The sequence below is a fragment of the Gluconobacter sp. R75690 genome, assembly GCF_015244525.1.
In the GTDB taxonomy this organism is placed as follows: domain Bacteria; phylum Pseudomonadota; class Alphaproteobacteria; order Acetobacterales; family Acetobacteraceae; genus Gluconobacter; species Gluconobacter potus.
On the sequence record NZ_JABCQB010000021.1, the window covers coordinates 1 to 17,555 of the forward strand.

Below are 17,555 nucleotides of genomic sequence, written 5' to 3' on the forward strand. Positions count from 1 at the left end.
GGAGAAAATCGACACTTCCTCCGCAGCCGGAGAGCTGATCTTCCACGTCTTCGGCGCCATTGCGCATTTTGAGCGGCGACTGATCTCAGAACGTACACGCGACGGGATTGCGGCGGCGAGGGCAAAGGGCAGGTTGCCGGGGCGGCAGCCGCTCGACAGCGACAAGGTAAGCGCGGCGCTGAAACTTATCGCGGCGAGCGTGTCGCCGGCTGAAGCGGCGCGTCAGCTCGGGATCGGGCGATCGACCGTCTATCGCGAGATGAAGCGACTTGGCGTCGCGCGGCCGACACCATCGGCTGTATCATGACAACAGACGATCAAGTGGTTCTCAGCGCGCGAGAGAAAGAAGCGCTGCGTCTGCTTCTGGTCGGCCATGACGCAAAATCCATTGCCAATACGCTTGGTCTGTCGGTGCACACAATAAATGACCGCCTACGCGATGCACGGCGCAAGCTGGGCGTTTCGAGCAGCCGTGAAGCTGCCCGACGTCTCGCCGAGATGGATGGGGGCACCCCCAATTTTGTCGGCCCCAAGGAAATTGGGGGTGTCGAAGCAGCTTCTTCGGTGGATAGGGCCAAAGAGCCAGAATTGCCGCGATCATCGGGGCATCGCCTGGCGTGGCTTACCGGAGGAATGCTTATCATGTCTCTTATCATTGCGGCCGCAGCGCTTTTGACCATCAGCGGGCAGGACGACGCCCGGGTTTCCGCCCAGAATATTTCGACAAGCATTGCCCGTCCTGCCGAAACAAAGGCATCGGCGGATGCCCGCAAATGGGTCGAATTGCTTGATGAAGGGCAGTGGGATGCAAGCTGGCAAGCCGCAGGCACACTGTTCAAGGCAAAGATCACCTCGGCGCAGTGGGCCACTACGATCCAGTCTGTACGACAACCGTTGGGACGCCCGTCATCACGCACCTTCCAAAGCGTGATGCAGACAAAAACGCTGCCGGGCACGCCGGCGGGTGACTATCAGATCATTCAGTTCCAGACGCGTTTCGCTAACAAACCCAACGCGGTTGAAACCGTCGTACTTTCTCGTGAACAGCCATATTGGCGCGTTAGCGGATATTTCATCCGCTAACTTCCGTGCTGCTTGCCGTTGTTCAACAAAGAAACAGCGACTTGCCCTCAGACAAGATCACGCTACCCAGACGTTCTTCTACTGTTCATGCTAAACGTTGTTTAGCGTACTTTCCACACGATGGCCTCTGGAAGATGTGTCGCTCATCGACGCCCGCCTGCACCAGAGCATCGCGCTGCAAGTCCACTGACTGGCGCTCATCGACAGAAGAAACGCGCATATAGCCGATAAGCATGTCGGAAAACCCTATTTTTGCCGTTTCCGTCACGTACACCAATCCGACAGGGTTTGTCGCCACCCCTCATGGAAATTTTGTCCAGGAAACATGGTAGCGCGCCAGATTGGCATTCCCTCCTGTCGGGAAACATCTGTTTTCCTATAGGGCTTGGGCCATGCCGTAGCGGCATTGTGAAGCTCTACCGCATATGGCCAGTTCTTGGTCAGGGTATATTCACTTACGGGCATTTGGGGGGGGGAAACAGACAGTCGGCTATCGGGATAGAGTTATCGAAAACAGCCTTTCGCAGTGTTCACATTCATGGCAGGGAGTAGAGCTATTCAGGTGATTTCGCCTACTTCACGACAAGTATCACGTCGGCGGCTAAATATTTTCTATAGTTCAAATGCAAGTTCCTTCCATTGGAAGGAACTTGCGGGAAAAATAGGGTATCAGCGAGCAAGCGGATAATCCGTATAGCCTTCTGCACCCTGCGAGTACCAGGTGCGGATATCGTCCTTGTTCTGGGGCAGATTGTCTTCCAGACGACGCACGAGGTCCGGATTGGCGAGGAAAGGCCGACCAAACGAAATGGCGTCCGCAACACCGGTAGCGACTGTCTCGATCGCTTCTTCCCGTGTGTAGTCCTGATTCAGAACCAGCGGCTTCCTGAAGACTTCGCGGATCGGACCATGCAGCTTGGGCTGGTCGGTCTTGCCGAACGTGCCGTTCGGTCCGGGCTCGCGCAGTTCAAGGAAAGCGATATCGAGGTCATTCAGCAGCTTTGCGGCCGGCACAAAAACCTGCTCTGGATGACTGTCGATGCAGCCCACCGTATCGCCATTGGGGGACAGCCTTACTGACGTTTTGTGCGCGCCAATCGTTGCGATCACGCGTTCGGTGACTTCACGCAGGAAGCGGATGCGGTTTTCCGGCGAACCGCCATATTCGTCGGAACGATGATTGGTGCCGTCCCGCAGAAATTCGTCGATCAGATAACCGTTGGCGGCATGAATCTGCACACCGTCAAAGCCTGCCTGAAGGGCATTGCGAGCAGCATTTTCGTAGTCGTTCAGGATGCGGGCAATGTCCTCCTTGGTGAGAGGGCGGGCGACTTCGGGAGCCTGCTTGCCATCGTAAGTATGGAGGGCTTCAGGCGCTTTTGTCGCCGAGCAGGACACAGGTTGCTGGCCCGTCACGCTGGAATGAACCATCCGACCCATATGCCAGAGCTGGGCCACAATCTTTCCGCCCTTGGCGTGAACTGCGGCGGTGATGGGCTTCCAGGCTTCCACCTGTTCCTGCGACCACAGGCCCGGCGCATACGGCCAGCCAAGACCTTCGCGGCTGATCCCGGTCGCTTCTGAGATGATCAGACCGGCTCCGGCCCGTTGCGCGTAATATTCGGCCATGATGGGGGTGGGCACATGATCACGGGTGCCCCGACCGCGTGTCAGCGGCGCCATGAGAATTCTGTTTTTGGCGTAAATGCTTCCCAGTTCAATCGGCTCAAACAGGCTGGTCATGACAGATCCTTCTTAAAAGACGCAGTTCCTATGAATTTGGGAAGCCTCACGAGGAATACAACAGAAGACTTACCACCTCGTCTGACTTGAGGTGAGCACTGCCTGTCTGCTTTGGGGGGGCAGCGGAACGTCTGTTGTACAACGGAAGTCGAAAAAAGCTGACGTTGTTGGCGATCCGGCATCACGATGCTGCTCAATCATGAAAATCAGATAGGTTCCCGATCGCAATCACTGACTGAGTGAGGAACCCCGCGGCAGCATGCGTCCAAGCACTTTGTCTTTCAGGACAAACTGATGAAAAAGCGCCGCTGCGCCGTGGCCTGTCGCAAGACCCATAATCAGCCAGGCGTTCCAGTAATGTAGCGTCTGAAACCACGTCACGGTTTCCGCCGGGAACCGCGCAAAGGGGGATGGAATCAGGAAGCCGAAAAAACTCATCGTCTGCCCGGCACCCCATCGCCAGAGATAGCCCAGCAAGATTTCCGCCAGAAGCAGCACATAGAGCGTGTACTCTGCTCCAAGGGCGAATACCCGGTCCACAGGCACGAGAAGGTCCGACAGATGCCGGCCTTTCGTCAGACGCCAGACAATGCGGAACGCCATGATTGCAGTCAGCAGGATGCCGACTGTCAGATGCGCGACCACCATCAGATGATGGACGGGTTTTGTTGGCCAGTTCCAGGTTTCGCCAAGAGCAAACTGAAGCAGCACCAGAAAGGCCGTCATCCAGTGAAGGATGATCGTCGGCCTGTCGTAACGCAGCAGGCTATCCGTGATGTCCGGCGTTGAATAAGGCATATACGTCTCGGCAAAAAAGAACCCTGAATCCACTTCCGTATCATGCTTACCTGACAGGATTCTGAACAGAACAGATTTTCCTAAAACATAAATAATATTGAAAATAACTCGCAATATCAGAATGAAATATCTGTTGTCGCGGCAAATGATGCATCTTAACCTTTATTTGTATTCACCAGAAGCAGCAGGTCATCTTATGTCGCGTCTCCATCCTTTGGCCGAACGTCATGCCGTCGAGAAACTGGGATGGCTGCGTGCGGCTGTTCTCGGCGCCAATGACGGAACGCTGTCGACCGGCAGCCTCATCGTCGGCGTTGCCAGTTCTCATGCGACACGCGGCAGCATTCTCGTCGCGGGACTGTCCGCGCTTGTCGCGGGCGCCCTGTCCATGGCGGCGGGCGAGTATGTCTCGGTCAGTTCCCAGGCCGATTCCGAACACGCCGACATCGCCCGCGAGAAACAGGAACTGGTCACGGACTGGGAGGGCGAAGTCACCGAACTGGCCGGGATCTATCAGAAGAGAGGGCTGGATGAAGACCTCTCGCGCAAGGTCGCCGTCGCCCTCATGAAGCATGATGCGCTCGGTGCCCATGCAAGGGATGAACTGGGTTTGTCCGAGGCCACGGCGGCAAGACCCATACAGGCGGCATTCGCCTCAGCAACCGCCTTTTCATCCGGAGCATTACTGCCCGTGCTGGCAGCTGTTCTGACCCCCGTGGCCTGGGTGTCCTGGGGCGTGTCCCTGACGTCCGTCGTAGTTCTCGCTGTTCTGGGCGTCGTTGGTGCGATTGCTGGCGGTGCGGCGCCTCTGCGCCCAGCACTGCGTGTGACGTTCTGGGGTATTGTGGCAATGATCGTCACGGGCGGAATCGGCCGCCTGTTCGGCGTGTGAAGCCGCGTTCCAAGCTCTGAACGAGGCATGTCCTAGGTAGTCTTGACTTCATCCCATATATCCGTGATCGTCGATTTATGGATACAGAATCCGCACTCTCGGCCCTCAATGCGCTGTCCCAGTCCACGCGGCTGGAGATCTTCCGCCTGCTGGTGCGCCACGAACCGGACGGGCTGCCCGCCGGGGACGTCGCGCGGCACCTCGATGTCCCGCAGAACACGATCTCGGCCCATCTCGCCACCCTGACGCGCGCTGGCCTGCTGACCTCGCAGCGCCACAGTCGGCTGATCGTCTATCGCGCGTGTCTTCCGCGCCTGCGCGACCTGATGCTTTTCCTCGTCAGGGACTGCTGTGCGGGCAGCCCCGAACTCTGCGCACCCCTGATCGCGAACCTGTCTTCCTGCTGCCCGAGCCCGGAATCCTGCCCATGACCATCACGATCTACCACAACCCGGCCTGCGGCATGTCGCGCAACGTGCTGGCACTGATCCGCAACAGCGGCGAGGAGCCCCGGATCATCGAATATCTGAAAACCCCACCGAGCCGAGCCGAACTGGTTGATCTGATCGCCCGTATGGGGGTTCCGGTGCGCGCGGTCCTGCGGGAAAAGGGCACGCCCTTTCATGAACTCGGCCTCGACAACCCGGCCCTGAGCGATGATACGCTGATCGACGCCATGATCGCACACCCGATCCTGATCAACCGGCCCATCGTCGGCACCCCGCTCGGCGTTGCGCTCTGCCGTCCGTCCGAAACGGTGCTGGACCTTCTTCCCGCGCCGCAGAAGGGTGCCTTTGCCAGGGAGGACGGCTAGAAGATCGTGGATGAGGTCGGAAAGCGGATCGTCTGATGCTGGCCCTCGCCATTTTCATTGCAACACTGGTTTTCGTCATCTGGCAGCCTCGTAGCCTCGGTATTGGCTGGAGTGCGATGGCCGGTGCCGCCGTGGCTCTGGCGACCGGTGTGATCCACTGGCACGACATCCCGGTCGTCTGGCACATCGTCTGGGATGCGACCTTTACCTTCATCGCGCTGATCGTCATCTCGTTGCTTCTGGATGAGGCCGGGTTCTTCCACTGGGCGGCCCTGCATGTCGTGCGCTGGGGCAAAGGGCGAGGCCGGACGCTGTTTCCGCTGATCGTGCTGCTGGGGGCGGCCATCGCGGCCGTGTTCGCCAATGATGGTGCGGCCTTGCTGCTCACGCCCATCGTCATTGCCATCCTCACACAACTCCGCCTGAACCATGGCGCGGCGCTGGCCTTCATCATCGCGACCGGCTTTGTCGCGGATACCACCAGCCTGCCGCTGGTGATTTCCAATCTGGTGAACATCGTCAGCGCCAATTTCTTCGACATTCCCTTTGACCGCTACGCCGCGATCATGGTCCCCGTCGATCTGGCCGCCCTTGGCGCGACACTTGCCGTGCTGTGGCTCTATTACCGGCGGCAGGTGCCCCAGACCTATCCCGTCTCTGAACTGCCTGCACCTGTCACGGCTATTCGTGACCGACATGTGTTCCGCGCGGCTTTTCCGCTGCTGGCCCTGGTGCTGGCGGCCTATTTCCTGACGGCGCCGTTTCATATCCCGGTCTGTATCGTGGCTTGCCTGGCTGTCAGTACCCTGCTGGCAGTTGCCGGATATGGAAAGGTCATTCCCGTCAGCCGCGTGCTGCGGGGCGCGCCGTGGCAGATCGTGTTCTTCTCGCTGGGGATGTATCTGGTGGTCTACGGGCTGCGCAATGCCGGGCTGACCGATCATCTCGCAGTGGTACTGGTCTGGCTCGGTCATCAGGGGACGTTCACGGCCACCATCGGCACCGGCTTTCTGGCGGCTGTTCTATCGTCCATCATGAACAACATGCCCGGTGTTCTGATCGGCGCGCTCGCGATCCAGCAGGCGCACGACATCACGCCTCTGACCCGCGACCTGATGGTTTACGCCAACGTCATTGGCTGTGACCTCGGGCCGAAATTTACCCCGATCGGCAGTCTCGCCACCCTGCTGTGGCTGCATGTGCTGGCATCCAAAAACCGTCGGGTCACTTGGGGGCAATACATGACGGTGGGTCTGGTGATCACGCCACCCGTCCTGCTGGTCACACTTGCCGCACTGGCCTTGTGGCTGCCCCTGATCAGCCATCCCTGACAAGACCGAAGGATCTGATGGAACCATGTCCAAGCCGGAAATGCCCGCCCTGCACCCGGAGTATCTCGAACCGGTCGATCTCGCACGATTGGAACCGCAACCACGGGTTGACCACCCGCCACGCATCCTGCTGCTGTATGGCTCGCTGCGGCCGCGCTCGTTCAGCCGTCTGCTGGTTCTGGAGGCCGAACGCATCCTGAAGGTACTGGGGGCCGAGACACGGGTGTTCGACCCGACTGGCCTGCCGGTTGCGGATTCCGTGCCGCCTACGCATCCCAAGGTTCAGGAACTGCGGGAACTCTCGATCTGGTCGGAAGGCCAGGTCTGGTGCAGCCCCGAACGCCACGGGAACATGACGGCAGTATTCAAGAACCAGATCGACTGGTTGCCTCTGACCGAAGGATCGATCCGCCCGACGCAAGGTCGCACGCTAGCGGTCATGCAGGTTTCGGGCGGCTCGCAGAGCTTCAATTCCGTCAACGCCCTGCGGGTGCTGGGACGATGGATGCGGATGTTCACCGTCCCCAATCAGTCCAGCGTGCCGATGGCCTATACCCAGTTCGGTGACGATGATCGGATGAAACCGTCTCCCCTTTATGACCGGATGGTGGATGTCATGGAGGAACTGATGAAGTTCACCTGGCTGCTGCGGGACCGGGCCGACTACCTTGTCGATCGCTACAGCGAGCGCAGATCAGAACACCGCCTGCCTGAAAAGCTGTGAGAGCCCTTTTGGCAATTCAGGGATGAGCGTTTCTGCGTAACATGAGGCTTCCCATGGCGATGTGGATCATGGCCTCTGCGACGTCGATCCGCTGTTCGTAGTCCTTCACAAGGCGACGCCAGCGGATCATCCAGCCGAAGGTCCGTTCCACAACCCACCGACGCGGCAGGATTTCAAACCCTTTTGCTGTATCTGACCGCCGGATGACCTCGACTGTGAAGTCGAGAAAGGCGGCTTTGTCCATCAACTGCAAGCGGTCATAGGCCCCATCTGCGAACAGGTGCTTCACCCACGGCCAGCGTTTACGAATGGCATCAAGGATCATCTGTCCGCCCGCACTATCCGAAATATCGGCAGGTGTCAGTCTGACCAGAAGCAGTCGGCCAGCCGTATCGACGGCAATGTGCCGCTTGCGACCAACGATCTTCTTGCCTGCGTCATAACCATGTGTCTTTGCGTGGGGTGCCTTGATACTCTGGCTATCAATGACACCACCCGATGGACTGGCTTCGCGTCCTGCCGCTTCACGATCGAGCATCAAACAGACATCATGAATGGTCTGGAACAGGAAACGGCGCATCAGCCTGTGGAACCACCAGTAAACCGTTTGCCATGGGCCAAAATGAACCGGAAGCATCTCCCAGCCGCAGCCTGAGCGCACGAGATAGCGCAACGCGTTGATGATCTCACGGAAATCGGTTGTCCGTTTCCGGCCACGCCGGTTCGCAGGGGGCATCAGAGGCGCTATGCGCTCCCATTCCTCATCTGTCAGATCAGACGGATAGCGTTTCGTCTTGCGCGTAATGCTGGCCATGCAGCCTCGTTGGGCTGGCGTCCACATCCTGCCGTTGAATCACGCTCAAAACCTCTTGAAAACCTATCACAGCGAATTTCCAAAAGGGCTCTAAGAGCCTGTTTGGAAAATCACGGGTGAGCATTTCTGCGCATGAGATTGGCGCCCATGGCGACGCATGGCCTGTGACACGTCGACGCGGCGCTCGTAATCACGCACGAGCCGGCGCCAGCGGGTCATCCAGCCAAAGGTCCTCTCGACCACCCAGCGTCGCGGCAACACCTCGAAGCCCTTTGCTCCGTCATGGCGGCGGATAATCTCGACGATGAAATCCAGATAAGTCGCCTTGTCCATCAACTTCAAGCGGTTATAGGCGCCATCGGCGAACAGATGCTTCACCCACGGCCAACGCCTGCGGATCGCATCCAGGATCATCTGAGCGCCGGCACTGTCGGAGATGTCGGCCGGAGTCAGGTTGACCATCAGAAGGCGCCCGTCCGTGTCGACGGCGATATGCCGCTTGCGTCCGACGACTTTTTTGCCGGCATCGTAACCCCTTGTCCTGGCATGAGGCGCCTTGATGCTCTGGCTGTCGATCACCGCTGCTGTCGGACTGGCCTCGCGGCCTGCCTGCTCCCGGTCGAGCATCAGTTCAACGTCATGGATGGTCTGGAACAGGAACCGTCGCGCCAGCTCACGAAACCAGCCATAGACCGTGCGCCAGTGCCCAAAGTGGATCGGCAGCATCCGCCAACCGCAGCCTGAACGAACGAGATAGCGCACCGCATTGATCACCTCACGGAATTCAACCTCTCGTGGGCGGCCACGACGTTCAGGACCTGGCATCAATGGCACGATCCGCTCCCATTCCTCGTCTGTCATGTCAGACGGGTAGCGTTTCGTCTTACGGGTGATCCTGGCCATCCGGCCCCTCTGCTCTGGCGTCCACATCCAGAGCTTGAATCACATCAGATCGATTTTCCAAACAGGCTCTTAGCCGGGAAATGGCCGAACAGTTCGATGTCGTGATCGTGGGCAGCGTTCAGGAAACTGTCAGGTTCGCCTGATATACTGAAGATCCTGCCGCAGCTCATTCACGCGATGATACAGAAAGCCGACTGAACTTCATGTGTACTCGTCATGTCGATTATCAGGTCGTTAACCGCGCCTCGGAATGGGCAGGGATTCATTTCCTGAAAATCCGTACTTTCTGTATCGCTCTCACCCTGGTCACCCTCTGCTTTTCTTCAGCTCTTATTTCAAAGGCCAGAGGTCAGAGCCTCACCTTTGCCCAGGGGGTGGAAGCGGCATGGTCCGTCGATCCGGGGCGGGATGAACTGAATACGAACTATCGTTCGGCATCGGCACGGGCCGAGGCTGCCGACTCCTGGTTTGCAGGAGGCCCGACGGTGTCGGGTCAGTATTTTGACGATCACGCCATCGGCAGCAATGAGGGATACACAACCTACGAGGGGAGTGTTTCTGTTCCCCTCTGGTTGCCCGGACAGGGCACCGCTACTGTTAAAGCGGCGAAAGCAGAAGCCTTGACCGTACAGGAACGGCTGCATGTGGAGCGGATGGCTGTCGCCATGAGGGTTCTGGATACCTCCGCCGGCGTGCTGATGGCCCGGAAACGTCTCAGCATTGCTCAGACACTGCGGGAAACGCTGGAAAAAATAAAACTGTCTGTCCAGCATGGCGTCCGGTCTGGTGAGAATACTCTGGCAGATGAGCATGCCGTCGCCGCCGATCTGGCGAACGCAGCCAGCGAGCATTCACTGGCCGTCGAGCAGGTTGAAACGACGACGTCAGCGCTTCGCATCGTGCTGGGCCGCTCCGGGGTACCGAACATCCTCTCCTACGATGATCCGGCTGCCGCGCGTGCAAGGTTGACTTCCGTCAGGATTCTTGAGGACAACGATCCGCGTGTAAGAGCCGCACAGCAGGCTGTCCGTGCGGCGGAAGAAGGTATGCGTCTGGCACGGGCTTCATTCATGCCCGACCCGGAAGTTGGTGTCGCTGCGATTCATGAGAAACAGTATGGCAGCCCATGGGATGATCGGGTGGGCATTACAGTGTCGGTCCCTCTGCCGAGTGACGTCCGCAATGTCCCGCTGGAGGCCGAAGCGAGAAACAAGCTAGCCGCGGCCTCCAACCAAGAACAGCAGGCCCGTCGAAGCGTACGCCAGGAACTGGCGCAGGTTTTTGTCCACCTGACGGCGGCAAAGGACACATTCAGAAATTCAGTGTTGTCCGCTGACGATATGAACAAGCGCGCCAATGAGATGGTTCGGTCGTGGCAGGCTGGTGAGACATCGCTGATCGAACTTCTGCGTGCCAGAGCTGCTGCGTACAGCGCACTGCAGACGCGTAATCAGGCGGAGATCGCTTGGCATGCCGCAATCATCCGGACATTAATCGCAGCAGGAGAATTCCAGTGAGCTTCAGAATAGTCGTCATCGGACACCAGAGGTGGCTTCTGGCGCTGTTCTGCCTCTCCGGGGCGCTCACACAGCCCGCATTCGCGACAGACGACGAACAGACCATCACGATGGGAGCGGCTGCACGGGCGAATGCCAAGCTGGTGATCTCAGTGGTGCAACATGGCACGCTCGGGGAAAATCTCGACGCAATGGGCACCGTCATGTCTGACGCGAGCCGTATCGTTCGCATTCATCCTGCTGGATCAGGAAAAATTCTGAATGTGGCTGTTGTACCTGGACAGCATGTCCGCAAGGGCGAGGTTCTTCTTACGTATCAGGATCACTCCCTGCATTTGGTCCGCCTTGAGATGACAAAGGCGCAGTCTGCGTTGTCGACGGCACAGGCAGCCTATCAGAATGCTGCCGCAGCCTATAGCCGGAGCCGTGATCTGGAAGGGATAACGGTTGCCGCCGGAGAAACCAGGCACCGTCTAGCGCTCTTCAAAGCAGCAAGAGACGATATTACGGCCCGGCAGGCTGATGTGGATACTCTGCAACACCAGCTTGATGAAGAATACAATTCCGTAACGGAATCGGACAAGGGACAGATCACCCCCACAGATGAGACATCCTCCATCATCTCGCCGACCACGAGTGAGGTGCAGAGCGTGCTTGTCGGTGTTGCGGATGATATCTCGCCCGCGACGGAACTGGTGGCTCTGGCCGACATGTCGTCGGTCTGGATCGTATCGGACATCCTCCCGCAGGATGCCGCTCAGATCGTCGAAGGTGGTGAGCAGACAACGGAACTGCCAGCAGATGGCGCAATGACCTTGCTGACGTCGAAGATAACGTCAGTCGGCGATCTGGCGGACCCCGTGACCGGCCTTGTTCGTGTCATCAGCCGCGCAGCGAACCCCGGAGGCCATCTTCACCCGGGCATGTTTCTCAATACGCACCTGCCGACACGCGCCCGAACTGAAGGCATTATCGTGCCCGAAAGTGCCGTTGCGGAGATCAACGGCATCAGCACCGTCTTCCTGCCCGTCGGCCCCGACCGTTTTCGCCCGCAAGAGGTTCACGTCGGTGCCGAAAGCGCCGGACAAAAGGTCATCGTCTCCGGCCTCACGGTGGGCGACAGGATTGTGACGCATGGCGCATTTGCCCTGAAAGCCATCATACAGACCTCTGATCTGTCCGACGGAGACTGACACCGCCATGCGTGCCTTTCTTTCTGCTCTTCAGGCCCGACGCTGGCTGGTTCTCAGTGTGCTTGGCTTGATTTTCATTGCCGCCTGCCTCATGGTGCGGAGCCTCCCCGTTGAGGCCGTGCCGGACATCTCGCCCAGACAGGTGCTCGTTTCCGTTGTCGCTCCGGGTCTTGCCACGGAAGAAGTCGAACGACTGATCACGTTCCCGATTGAGACCAGTATGGCGGGCATCCCGGACATGACCGATCTTCGGTCCGTGTCACGTTCCGGGGTTTCCGTCGTGTATGTCCAGTTCGCGGACGACACGGACATCAATCTCGATCGCACCCGTGTCGAGGAGCGGATTCAGCAGGCCAGAACCCTGATCTCCGTACCAGGCGTGAGCGTGAATATCGGGCCGCTGACAACGGGGCTGGGCGAGATCATGCAGTTACAGATCAAGGGAAACGGCTATTCCCTGATGGATCTGAACCGCCTGATGACATGGACGGTCGCACCACAGATGAAGCTCGTACCCGGGGTGGTGGACGTCAACGTGAACGGGGGCGCGGAGGAGACATTCCAGGTTGCCCTCGATCAGGCCCGCCTTCTGGCGCTGGGGGTTTCGGTCGACAATGTCTTCCAGGCCGTGGACGGCAACAACTCCGCATCCGGTGGCGGGTGGATCGAGCATGACGAGGAGCAGCAGATCGTGGTCGGACGCGGCCTGATCGGCTCGCTTGATGATTTCGGCTCCATTCCTGTCAGGACCAATGCCAACGGCTCCGCCATTTTCCTGCGGGATGTCGGACGCATTTCCATGGGGCCGAGAACACGTCTGGGCGCGGTGACCCGTGACGGTCAGGGCGAGATCGTGATCGGTGTCGTCATGATGCAGATGGGCGCGAGTTCCGATGCCACGCTGGCCGCCATCAATGCGGCGTTGCCCGGCATCCGGCAGTCCCTTCCCAAAGGCGTGACGCTCGACCCCTATTATGTACGCTCGACACTGACAGACAGCACAATCGCGACGGTGAAGGAAAACCTCATCATCGGCGCGACCCTGGTGATCGGCGTCCTGATCGTGGTGATCGGCGACTGGCGGGCCTCACTGGTCATCGCCTCCGTCATTCCGTTCGCCCTCGTCTGCGCCATGACGGGAATGCGCGCCTTCGGGATTTCCGCCAATCTGCTGAGTCTGGGCGCAATTGATTTCGGTATGATCGTCGACAGTTCGCTGGTCGTGGTGGAAAATCTCATGACCCATCGCGCGCGCGATCGCGCCACCGGACAGAGCACGCCACTCTTCACGCTGGCGGTATCATCAGCCGCAGAAGTCCTCCGGCCTGTCAGCTTTGGCATTCTCGTCATCATCATGGTCTATCTGCCGATCCTGACCTTGCAGGGTATCGAGGGCAAGATGTTCCGGCCCATGGCGCAAACCGTGATCATGGCGCTCCTCGCCTCGCTCTTTTACTGCGTCGTCGGCATGCCCGTCATCGCGGCACTGGTGATGAAATCGAACGGTCGTCATAATGATACGCGCCTGGTTGCTGCCCTTCGTCGCGTCTATGGCCCGATGCTGGCTTGGTGTGAAACCCGACCGCGTATTCTCTTCGGCACGACGATCGCGATTTTCAGCGTGTCCGTTTGGATCGGCCTGCATCTGGGCGGCGAGTTCATCCCGTCTCTCGGTGAAGGCGCGCTGACGATGACGACGACGCGCCTGCCGGGGATCTCACTCTCGGAGGCCGTGAAGGAGGTCTCCCTGCAGGAACGCATCCTGCGCCGGTTTCCGGAAGTCACCAGCGTCGTAAGCAACACAGGCACGTCTGCGATTCCGACCGATCCGATGGGCGTCAACGAGACCGACAGCTTCATTTTCCTCAAGCCACCGTCGCAATGGACCACCGCACGCACGCAGGAAGGTCTCGTCACGGCGATGAGCCGGGTCATGAGCGATGAACTGCCGGGCGCTCAACAGTCATGGAGCCAGCCCGTCCAGATGCGGATGGATGATCTGCTGTCCGGCGTGCGCACGCAGATCGCCGTTTCGATCTATGGCGATGATCTTGCCACCCTGACACGCCTTGGGGACAGGGTGGCCGGTATCATGAAAGCCATTCCCGGCGCAGCGGATGTGGCGCCGCAGGGGGCAGGGAGCATCTCTTTCATCCATATCGACATCGACCGCAGACAGGCCGCCCGTCTCGGGGTTTCGCAGCAGGAACTTCTAAATGTGGTGGAAGCTGTCGGCGGTCATATCGGGCGGCCCGTTACGGTCAATAACGCGCTAATCAGCACGCAGATCCGCTATGATCCCGCCCAGGCCGGAACACGGGATCAGATCGCCCGCCTGAGAATCCGCCGCGCCGACGGCCGGGGCGCCGTCCTTCTTTCGGAAGTTGCGAAGGTTACGGTTCAGGACGGTCCGCCCCGCATCAGTCGGGACGCGATCCGCCGCCGTCTGATTGTTCAGGCGAACGTGCGCGGGCGCGATCTCAGCTCTTTCGTGACGGAAGCACAAAGAGCGGTCAGTAAAAAAGTCAACCTTCCCGCAGGCTATCGCATGGTCTGGGCGGGTCAGTTCCAGAATCTGCGTTCAGCCATGGCGCGTCTGGAACTTGTCGTGCCGGTCGCTCTGATTCTGATTTTTGCCCTGCTAATTCTTGCTCTGAACTCCGTCTGGCTGGCGGGGCTTGTTTTCATCAATCTGCCAATCGCCGCAACAGGTGGTATTCTTGCCCTGTGTCTTCGGGGCCTGCCGTTCAGTGTCTCCGCCGGGATTGGCTTTATCGCCCTGTTCGGCGTGGCCGTTCTGAACGGCGTAGTGCTTGTTACCGCGATCCAGTCCCTGCGTCTGGCAGGGCGCAGCGCTGCCCAGGCGGCCTTTGAGGCGGCAGAAGAGCGTTTCCGTCCTGTCATGGCAACCGCTCTGGTGGCCAGTCTGGGCTTCATCCCCATGGCCGTCTCGACAAGCGCCGGTGCCGAGGTCGAGCGCCCGCTGGCCACTGTTGTGATTGGGGGGCTGATCTCCTCGACACTTCTGACGCTGCTTGTGTTGCCCTCACTGTATGCTCGCATCATGAAAAATCGTGAATCATGAAAATCCTGATCATCGAAGACGAACCGGCTCTTGGTTCTGCCGTCAGGGACCGTGTCCGTCAGGCTGGTCATGTTGCCGACTGGTTCAGAACCCTGACTGACGGGCGGGCAGCCCTGAGAGCGTCCGCTTACGATTTTCTTCTGCTCGATCTCGGGCTTCCAGACGGCAATGGCCGGTACCTTCTGCGTGAGATCCGGCGAAATCGTTCTTCTCTGGCTGTCCTGATCACAACCGCTCAGGACCAGATAAGCGACAGGATTGCAGGTCTGTCGGAGGGAGCAGACGATTATATCGTCAAGCCTTACGATCTCGACGAACTCGTCGCCCGTATTGAAGCAGTCGCCAGACGATACATCGCATTGCCGGATAATATTGTGATCATTGATGACGTGGAGATCGATCTTTCTCGGCGACAGCTCAGACGTGAAGGACGCACGATCGATCTTTCCGCGCGCGAATGGGCCATTGTCGAACTTCTTGCCCGTCGACCGGGGGCACTGTGCAGCCGCGAGCAGATCGAAGATGCTCTTTATGGCCTCAGCGACGATGTGGAGAGCAATGCCATTGAAGTCTTTATCAGCAGGATACGAAAGAAAACCGGACCCGGCCTGATCGTGACGGTCCGGGGCAGAGGCTACAGCCTTGCAGAAAGTTCATCCTGATGAAGCGCTGGAGCCTGGCGTCCCGCATAGTGTCCGGGACACTGATTATCGTGCTAGGCGCGCTGGTGTTGCTCAGTATCCTCGTCGCGGCCTTTACCCGCTATGAAGTCACGGAGCGTCTCGACAACTCGCTGCAGGAAGTGGCCGAACGCCTGGAGTTCGTCATCAGTGAACTGGACAGAACGGATCAGAAGAGCACCACGCCAGGTGGTCAGGTCGCACGCCTGCCCGGTGTGAATCGGCGTACACTGGCCTATCAGATTGCCTCGCCGGACGGCCGCCTTGAGGTGAGATCGCAGAATGCACCAGAGACGCTGTTTGTTCCCCGACTGAAAATGGGATTTTACAATGTGCCGTCGTTCCGGGTGTATAGTGTCCCTTCCGCATCCGGTCGCCATTACATTCTGGTGGGGGAGCCGGCCTTTCACCGAAATGAAGCAGTCAGGCGGGCTATCCTGATTTCAGTCCTGCCAATGGTGATATTTTTTCCGGCAATCTGGGTCTTGGTCCGCTGGCGCGTCCGCCGCGCCATGCGTCCCCTCACAAGCCTTCAGCACGAAATCAGGAGTAGAGGCGGTACCAATCTGGTTCCAATCCCGCCGCTGGATCTGCCCGAAGAGCTTGTGACAATTCATTCCGCCGTCAATCTTCTTCTTGAACGTCTGAAAATGGCGCTCTCGACCGAACGCGCCTTTGCCGCGAATGCCGCACATGAGCTGCGCAACCCCATAGGCGCGCTTCTGGCGCAGGTGCAGGTCCTCAGAAATCTGCTTCAGCGTTCAGAATATGAAGAGCGCGCGACGACCATCATGCACCAGGCCCGCAGGATTGGCCGGATGATGGAAAAACTCCTTCAGCTTTCACGAGTAACGTCGGGAATCGCTCTTACGGGGGATATATTTGATCTGGTGCCTGTCATCCAGTTTCTGGCACGGGAGCTTGAGCGAGAAAAAAACCAGACCATTGACCTTTCAGGAGTCCCTCATCTCATGATTCGGGGCGACATGGATGCCGCAGGGATCCTGTTTCGTAATCTTCTGGAAAATGCTGTTCTTCATGGTTCTTCTCTGCGGCCGGCGCACGTGATTGTAACGGAGAATTCCGAAATTCTGATCTTTAATGACTGCGATCCCCTCACACTTGAGAGTTTGCAGAATATGGAAAAGCCCTTCGTGAGAGGTAAAACTAACGCTGAAGGCAGTGGTCTCGGGCTTGCGATAGTGCGACAGGTCTCTCTTCAGCTTCAGGCTGACATCACGATAACCTCCCCTGCTCCAGGAAAAACAAGGGGTATTGTCGTTACTGTTCGTTTCCCGTCCGGCGATACCGAAGTCGAAGCCAGTTGGGAGGGATCGAAGAACTATTGATTGATGTCCTGGCTACCTGATTTCAGGCGCAGGGTACGATGAACCGCTCCGGCACTGGCAGAGACAAGCCCTTGTATGCCGTGCTGCGACGTCCGCTTTGAGAAAGCTTCGGACGGCCCTGCGACGTCCGAGAAGAGGCGAGAACAGCCGGTCGGACTTATCGACACGTGTCCACGACGAAGAACGCAATCTTTTGTTCTTAAACAGACTGATAATCAGATCATTCAACCTGATCACGAAATTGGCTAGGCGGACTGCCGAGAGTCTTGCGAAATGCAAACGCAAACGCGGATGCCGTGGAATAACCAAGTGCGTGCGCAATCTCTCCAACTGGCATGCCTGATGCCAGCATGCCAACGGCGGCCTGCATCTGCACCTGCCGACGATAGTGGCTGAAGCTCATGCCGGTCTCGACTTCAAACAACCTAAGTCACGTTGACAAAAGAGCTGATCCAGAGCCTTGCGGCGGCGATATTGAGGAAACTCATGAATGACAAGGCGGTCTTGTCGTAACGGGTTGCGATGCGGCGCATCTGCTTGAGCCTGTTAAACATTCTTTCGATACGGTTACGATCCCTGTAGCGCCACCAGTCGGTGTTTTGTGGAGTGCTGCGGCCTTTGCGTGATGG

At 58.5% G+C, this 17,555-nt stretch carries 17 protein-coding genes and 2 pseudogenes; 12 read left to right on the forward strand and 7 right to left on the reverse strand.

The window, feature by feature from the left end; translation table 11 throughout:
• Together HKD27_RS15600 and HKD27_RS15605 are read left to right on the forward strand one after the other, a co-directional pair.
• A partial coding sequence (locus HKD27_RS15600; protein ID WP_173574824.1) for a recombinase family protein occupies nt 1-307 on the forward strand: 307 nt, incomplete at its 5' end.
• On the forward strand, nt 304-1,083 hold the full coding sequence (locus tag HKD27_RS15605) for a DUF4019 domain-containing protein (protein WP_081105755.1): 780 nt from the start codon (nt 304-306) through the stop codon (nt 1,081-1,083). The genes HKD27_RS15600 and HKD27_RS15605, both read left to right, overlap by 4 nt.
• Nucleotides 1,084-1,210: 127 nt before the next feature.
• Here HKD27_RS15605 and HKD27_RS16815 read toward each other — a convergent pair.
• The 3 genes and pseudogenes from HKD27_RS16815 to HKD27_RS15620 form a co-directional block, all read right to left on the reverse strand.
• Nucleotides 1,211-1,318, reverse strand: a pseudogene (locus HKD27_RS16815) (recombinase family protein); the annotation flags it as partial.
• Between the two features lie 434 nt (nt 1,319-1,752).
• The gene (locus HKD27_RS15615) at nt 1,753-2,826 is read right to left on the reverse strand and encodes an alkene reductase (RefSeq protein WP_011251554.1); all 1,074 of its coding nucleotides are present in this window, start codon (nt 2,824-2,826) and stop codon (nt 1,753-1,755) included.
• 228 nt (nt 2,827-3,054) lie between these two features.
• Nucleotides 3,055-3,624 (reverse strand): cytochrome b, encoded by a 570-nt coding sequence (locus HKD27_RS15620; protein ID WP_043550861.1) that lies wholly within the window; start codon nt 3,622-3,624, stop codon nt 3,055-3,057.
• Nucleotides 3,625-3,820: 196 nt separating this feature from the next.
• On the opposite strand from HKD27_RS15620, the gene HKD27_RS15625 reads away from it, so the two are divergent.
• From HKD27_RS15625 to arsH, 5 genes are all read left to right on the forward strand, one after another.
• Nucleotides 3,821-4,516 (forward strand): VIT family protein, encoded by a 696-nt coding sequence (locus tag HKD27_RS15625; protein WP_043550858.1) that lies wholly within the window; start codon nt 3,821-3,823, stop codon nt 4,514-4,516.
• A gap of 77 nt (nt 4,517-4,593) precedes the next feature.
• Nucleotides 4,594-4,947: a helix-turn-helix transcriptional regulator gene (locus tag HKD27_RS15630; RefSeq protein ID WP_173585257.1), complete on the forward strand. Its 354-nt coding sequence runs from the start codon at nt 4,594-4,596 to the stop codon at nt 4,945-4,947.
• Nucleotides 4,944-5,330, forward strand: a complete 387-nt coding sequence (gene arsC / locus HKD27_RS15635) for an arsenate reductase (glutaredoxin) (RefSeq protein WP_194690154.1) — start codon at nt 4,944-4,946, stop codon at nt 5,328-5,330. Before HKD27_RS15630 ends, arsC begins: the two co-directional genes overlap by 4 nt.
• A gap of 35 nt (nt 5,331-5,365) precedes the next feature.
• Nucleotides 5,366-6,661: an arsenic transporter gene (locus HKD27_RS15640; protein ID WP_288144836.1), complete on the forward strand. Its 1,296-nt coding sequence runs from the start codon at nt 5,366-5,368 to the stop codon at nt 6,659-6,661.
• 25 nt (nt 6,662-6,686) lie between these two features.
• A complete protein-coding gene (gene arsH, locus HKD27_RS15645) occupies nt 6,687-7,385 on the forward strand; it encodes an arsenical resistance protein ArsH (RefSeq protein ID WP_194256151.1) in 699 nt (232 codons plus the stop codon).
• 16 nt (nt 7,386-7,401) lie between these two features.
• Here arsH and HKD27_RS15650 read toward each other — a convergent pair whose 3' ends face one another.
• Both HKD27_RS15650 and HKD27_RS15655 read right to left on the reverse strand, forming a co-directional pair.
• On the reverse strand, nt 7,402-8,226 hold the full coding sequence (locus tag HKD27_RS15650) for an IS5 family transposase (RefSeq protein ID WP_081894216.1): 825 nt from the start codon (nt 8,224-8,226) through the stop codon (nt 7,402-7,404).
• A gap of 83 nt (nt 8,227-8,309) precedes the next feature.
• Nucleotides 8,310-9,129, reverse strand: a pseudogene (locus tag HKD27_RS15655) (IS5 family transposase).
• 176 nt (nt 9,130-9,305) lie between these two features.
• On the opposite strand from HKD27_RS15655, the gene HKD27_RS15660 reads away from it, so the two are divergent.
• From HKD27_RS15660 to HKD27_RS15680, 5 genes are read left to right on the forward strand one after another with little or no spacing between them, the layout of a single operon-like run.
• Nucleotides 9,306-10,619: a TolC family protein gene (locus HKD27_RS15660; protein WP_052403800.1), complete on the forward strand. Its 1,314-nt coding sequence runs from the start codon at nt 9,306-9,308 to the stop codon at nt 10,617-10,619.
• Nucleotides 10,616-11,812: an efflux RND transporter periplasmic adaptor subunit gene (locus tag HKD27_RS15665; RefSeq protein ID WP_253440707.1), complete on the forward strand. Its 1,197-nt coding sequence runs from the start codon at nt 10,616-10,618 to the stop codon at nt 11,810-11,812. Before HKD27_RS15660 ends, HKD27_RS15665 begins: the two co-directional genes overlap by 4 nt.
• Nucleotides 11,813-11,819: 7 nt before the next feature.
• Nucleotides 11,820-14,897, forward strand: coding sequence for an efflux RND transporter permease subunit (locus HKD27_RS15670; RefSeq protein WP_194690155.1), 3,078 nt, complete (start codon nt 11,820-11,822; stop codon nt 14,895-14,897).
• Nucleotides 14,894-15,559 carry a response regulator transcription factor gene (locus tag HKD27_RS15675; protein ID WP_043550791.1) on the forward strand — a complete coding sequence of 222 codons (666 nt, stop codon included), beginning with the start codon at nt 14,894-14,896 and terminating at the stop codon, nt 15,557-15,559. The genes HKD27_RS15670 and HKD27_RS15675 overlap by 4 nt, the downstream gene beginning before the upstream one ends.
• Nucleotides 15,559-16,926 carry a HAMP domain-containing sensor histidine kinase gene (locus HKD27_RS15680; RefSeq protein WP_043550790.1) on the forward strand — a complete coding sequence of 456 codons (1,368 nt, stop codon included), beginning with the start codon at nt 15,559-15,561 and terminating at the stop codon, nt 16,924-16,926. Before HKD27_RS15675 ends, HKD27_RS15680 begins: the two co-directional genes overlap by 1 nt.
• 220 nt (nt 16,927-17,146) lie before the next feature.
• Here the strand turns inward: HKD27_RS15680 and HKD27_RS15685 are convergent, their stop codons facing one another.
• Together HKD27_RS15685 and HKD27_RS15690 are read right to left on the reverse strand one after the other, a co-directional pair.
• Nucleotides 17,147-17,350 (reverse strand): helix-turn-helix transcriptional regulator, encoded by a 204-nt coding sequence (locus HKD27_RS15685; protein WP_228518595.1) that lies wholly within the window; start codon nt 17,348-17,350, stop codon nt 17,147-17,149.
• A gap of 1 nt (nt 17,351) precedes the next feature.
• A partial coding sequence (locus HKD27_RS15690) for a transposase (RefSeq protein WP_194690156.1) occupies nt 17,352-17,555 on the reverse strand: 204 nt, incomplete at its 5' end.

What these genes read in the sequence shown, in the direction of transcription:
- HKD27_RS15680 (WP_043550790.1), top strand. Translation starts at nt 15,559, where the DNA reads ATGAAGCGCTGGAGCCTGGCGTCCCGCATAGTGTCCGGGACACTGATT.
- HKD27_RS15625 (WP_043550858.1), top strand. Translation starts at nt 3,821, where the DNA reads ATGTCGCGTCTCCATCCTTTGGCCGAACGTCATGCCGTCGAGAAACTG.
- HKD27_RS15640 (WP_288144836.1), top strand. Translation starts at nt 5,366, where the DNA reads ATGCTGGCCCTCGCCATTTTCATTGCAACACTGGTTTTCGTCATCTGG.
- HKD27_RS15660 (WP_052403800.1), top strand. Translation starts at nt 9,306, where the DNA reads ATGTGTACTCGTCATGTCGATTATCAGGTCGTTAACCGCGCCTCGGAA.
- HKD27_RS15630 (WP_173585257.1), top strand. Translation starts at nt 4,594, where the DNA reads ATGGATACAGAATCCGCACTCTCGGCCCTCAATGCGCTGTCCCAGTCC.
- HKD27_RS15650 (WP_081894216.1), bottom strand. Translation starts at nt 8,226, where the DNA reads ATGTGGACGCCAGCCCAACGAGGCTGCATGGCCAGCATTACGCGCAAG.
- HKD27_RS15615 (WP_011251554.1), bottom strand. Translation starts at nt 2,826, where the DNA reads ATGACCAGCCTGTTTGAGCCGATTGAACTGGGAAGCATTTACGCCAAA.
- HKD27_RS15675 (WP_043550791.1), top strand. Translation starts at nt 14,894, where the DNA reads ATGAAAATCCTGATCATCGAAGACGAACCGGCTCTTGGTTCTGCCGTC.
- HKD27_RS15620 (WP_043550861.1), bottom strand. Translation starts at nt 3,624, where the DNA reads ATGCCTTATTCAACGCCGGACATCACGGATAGCCTGCTGCGTTACGAC.
- HKD27_RS15605 (WP_081105755.1), top strand. Translation starts at nt 304, where the DNA reads ATGACAACAGACGATCAAGTGGTTCTCAGCGCGCGAGAGAAAGAAGCG.
- arsH (WP_194256151.1), top strand. Translation starts at nt 6,687, where the DNA reads ATGTCCAAGCCGGAAATGCCCGCCCTGCACCCGGAGTATCTCGAACCG.
- arsC (WP_194690154.1), top strand. Translation starts at nt 4,944, where the DNA reads ATGACCATCACGATCTACCACAACCCGGCCTGCGGCATGTCGCGCAAC.
- HKD27_RS15670 (WP_194690155.1), top strand. Translation starts at nt 11,820, where the DNA reads ATGCGTGCCTTTCTTTCTGCTCTTCAGGCCCGACGCTGGCTGGTTCTC.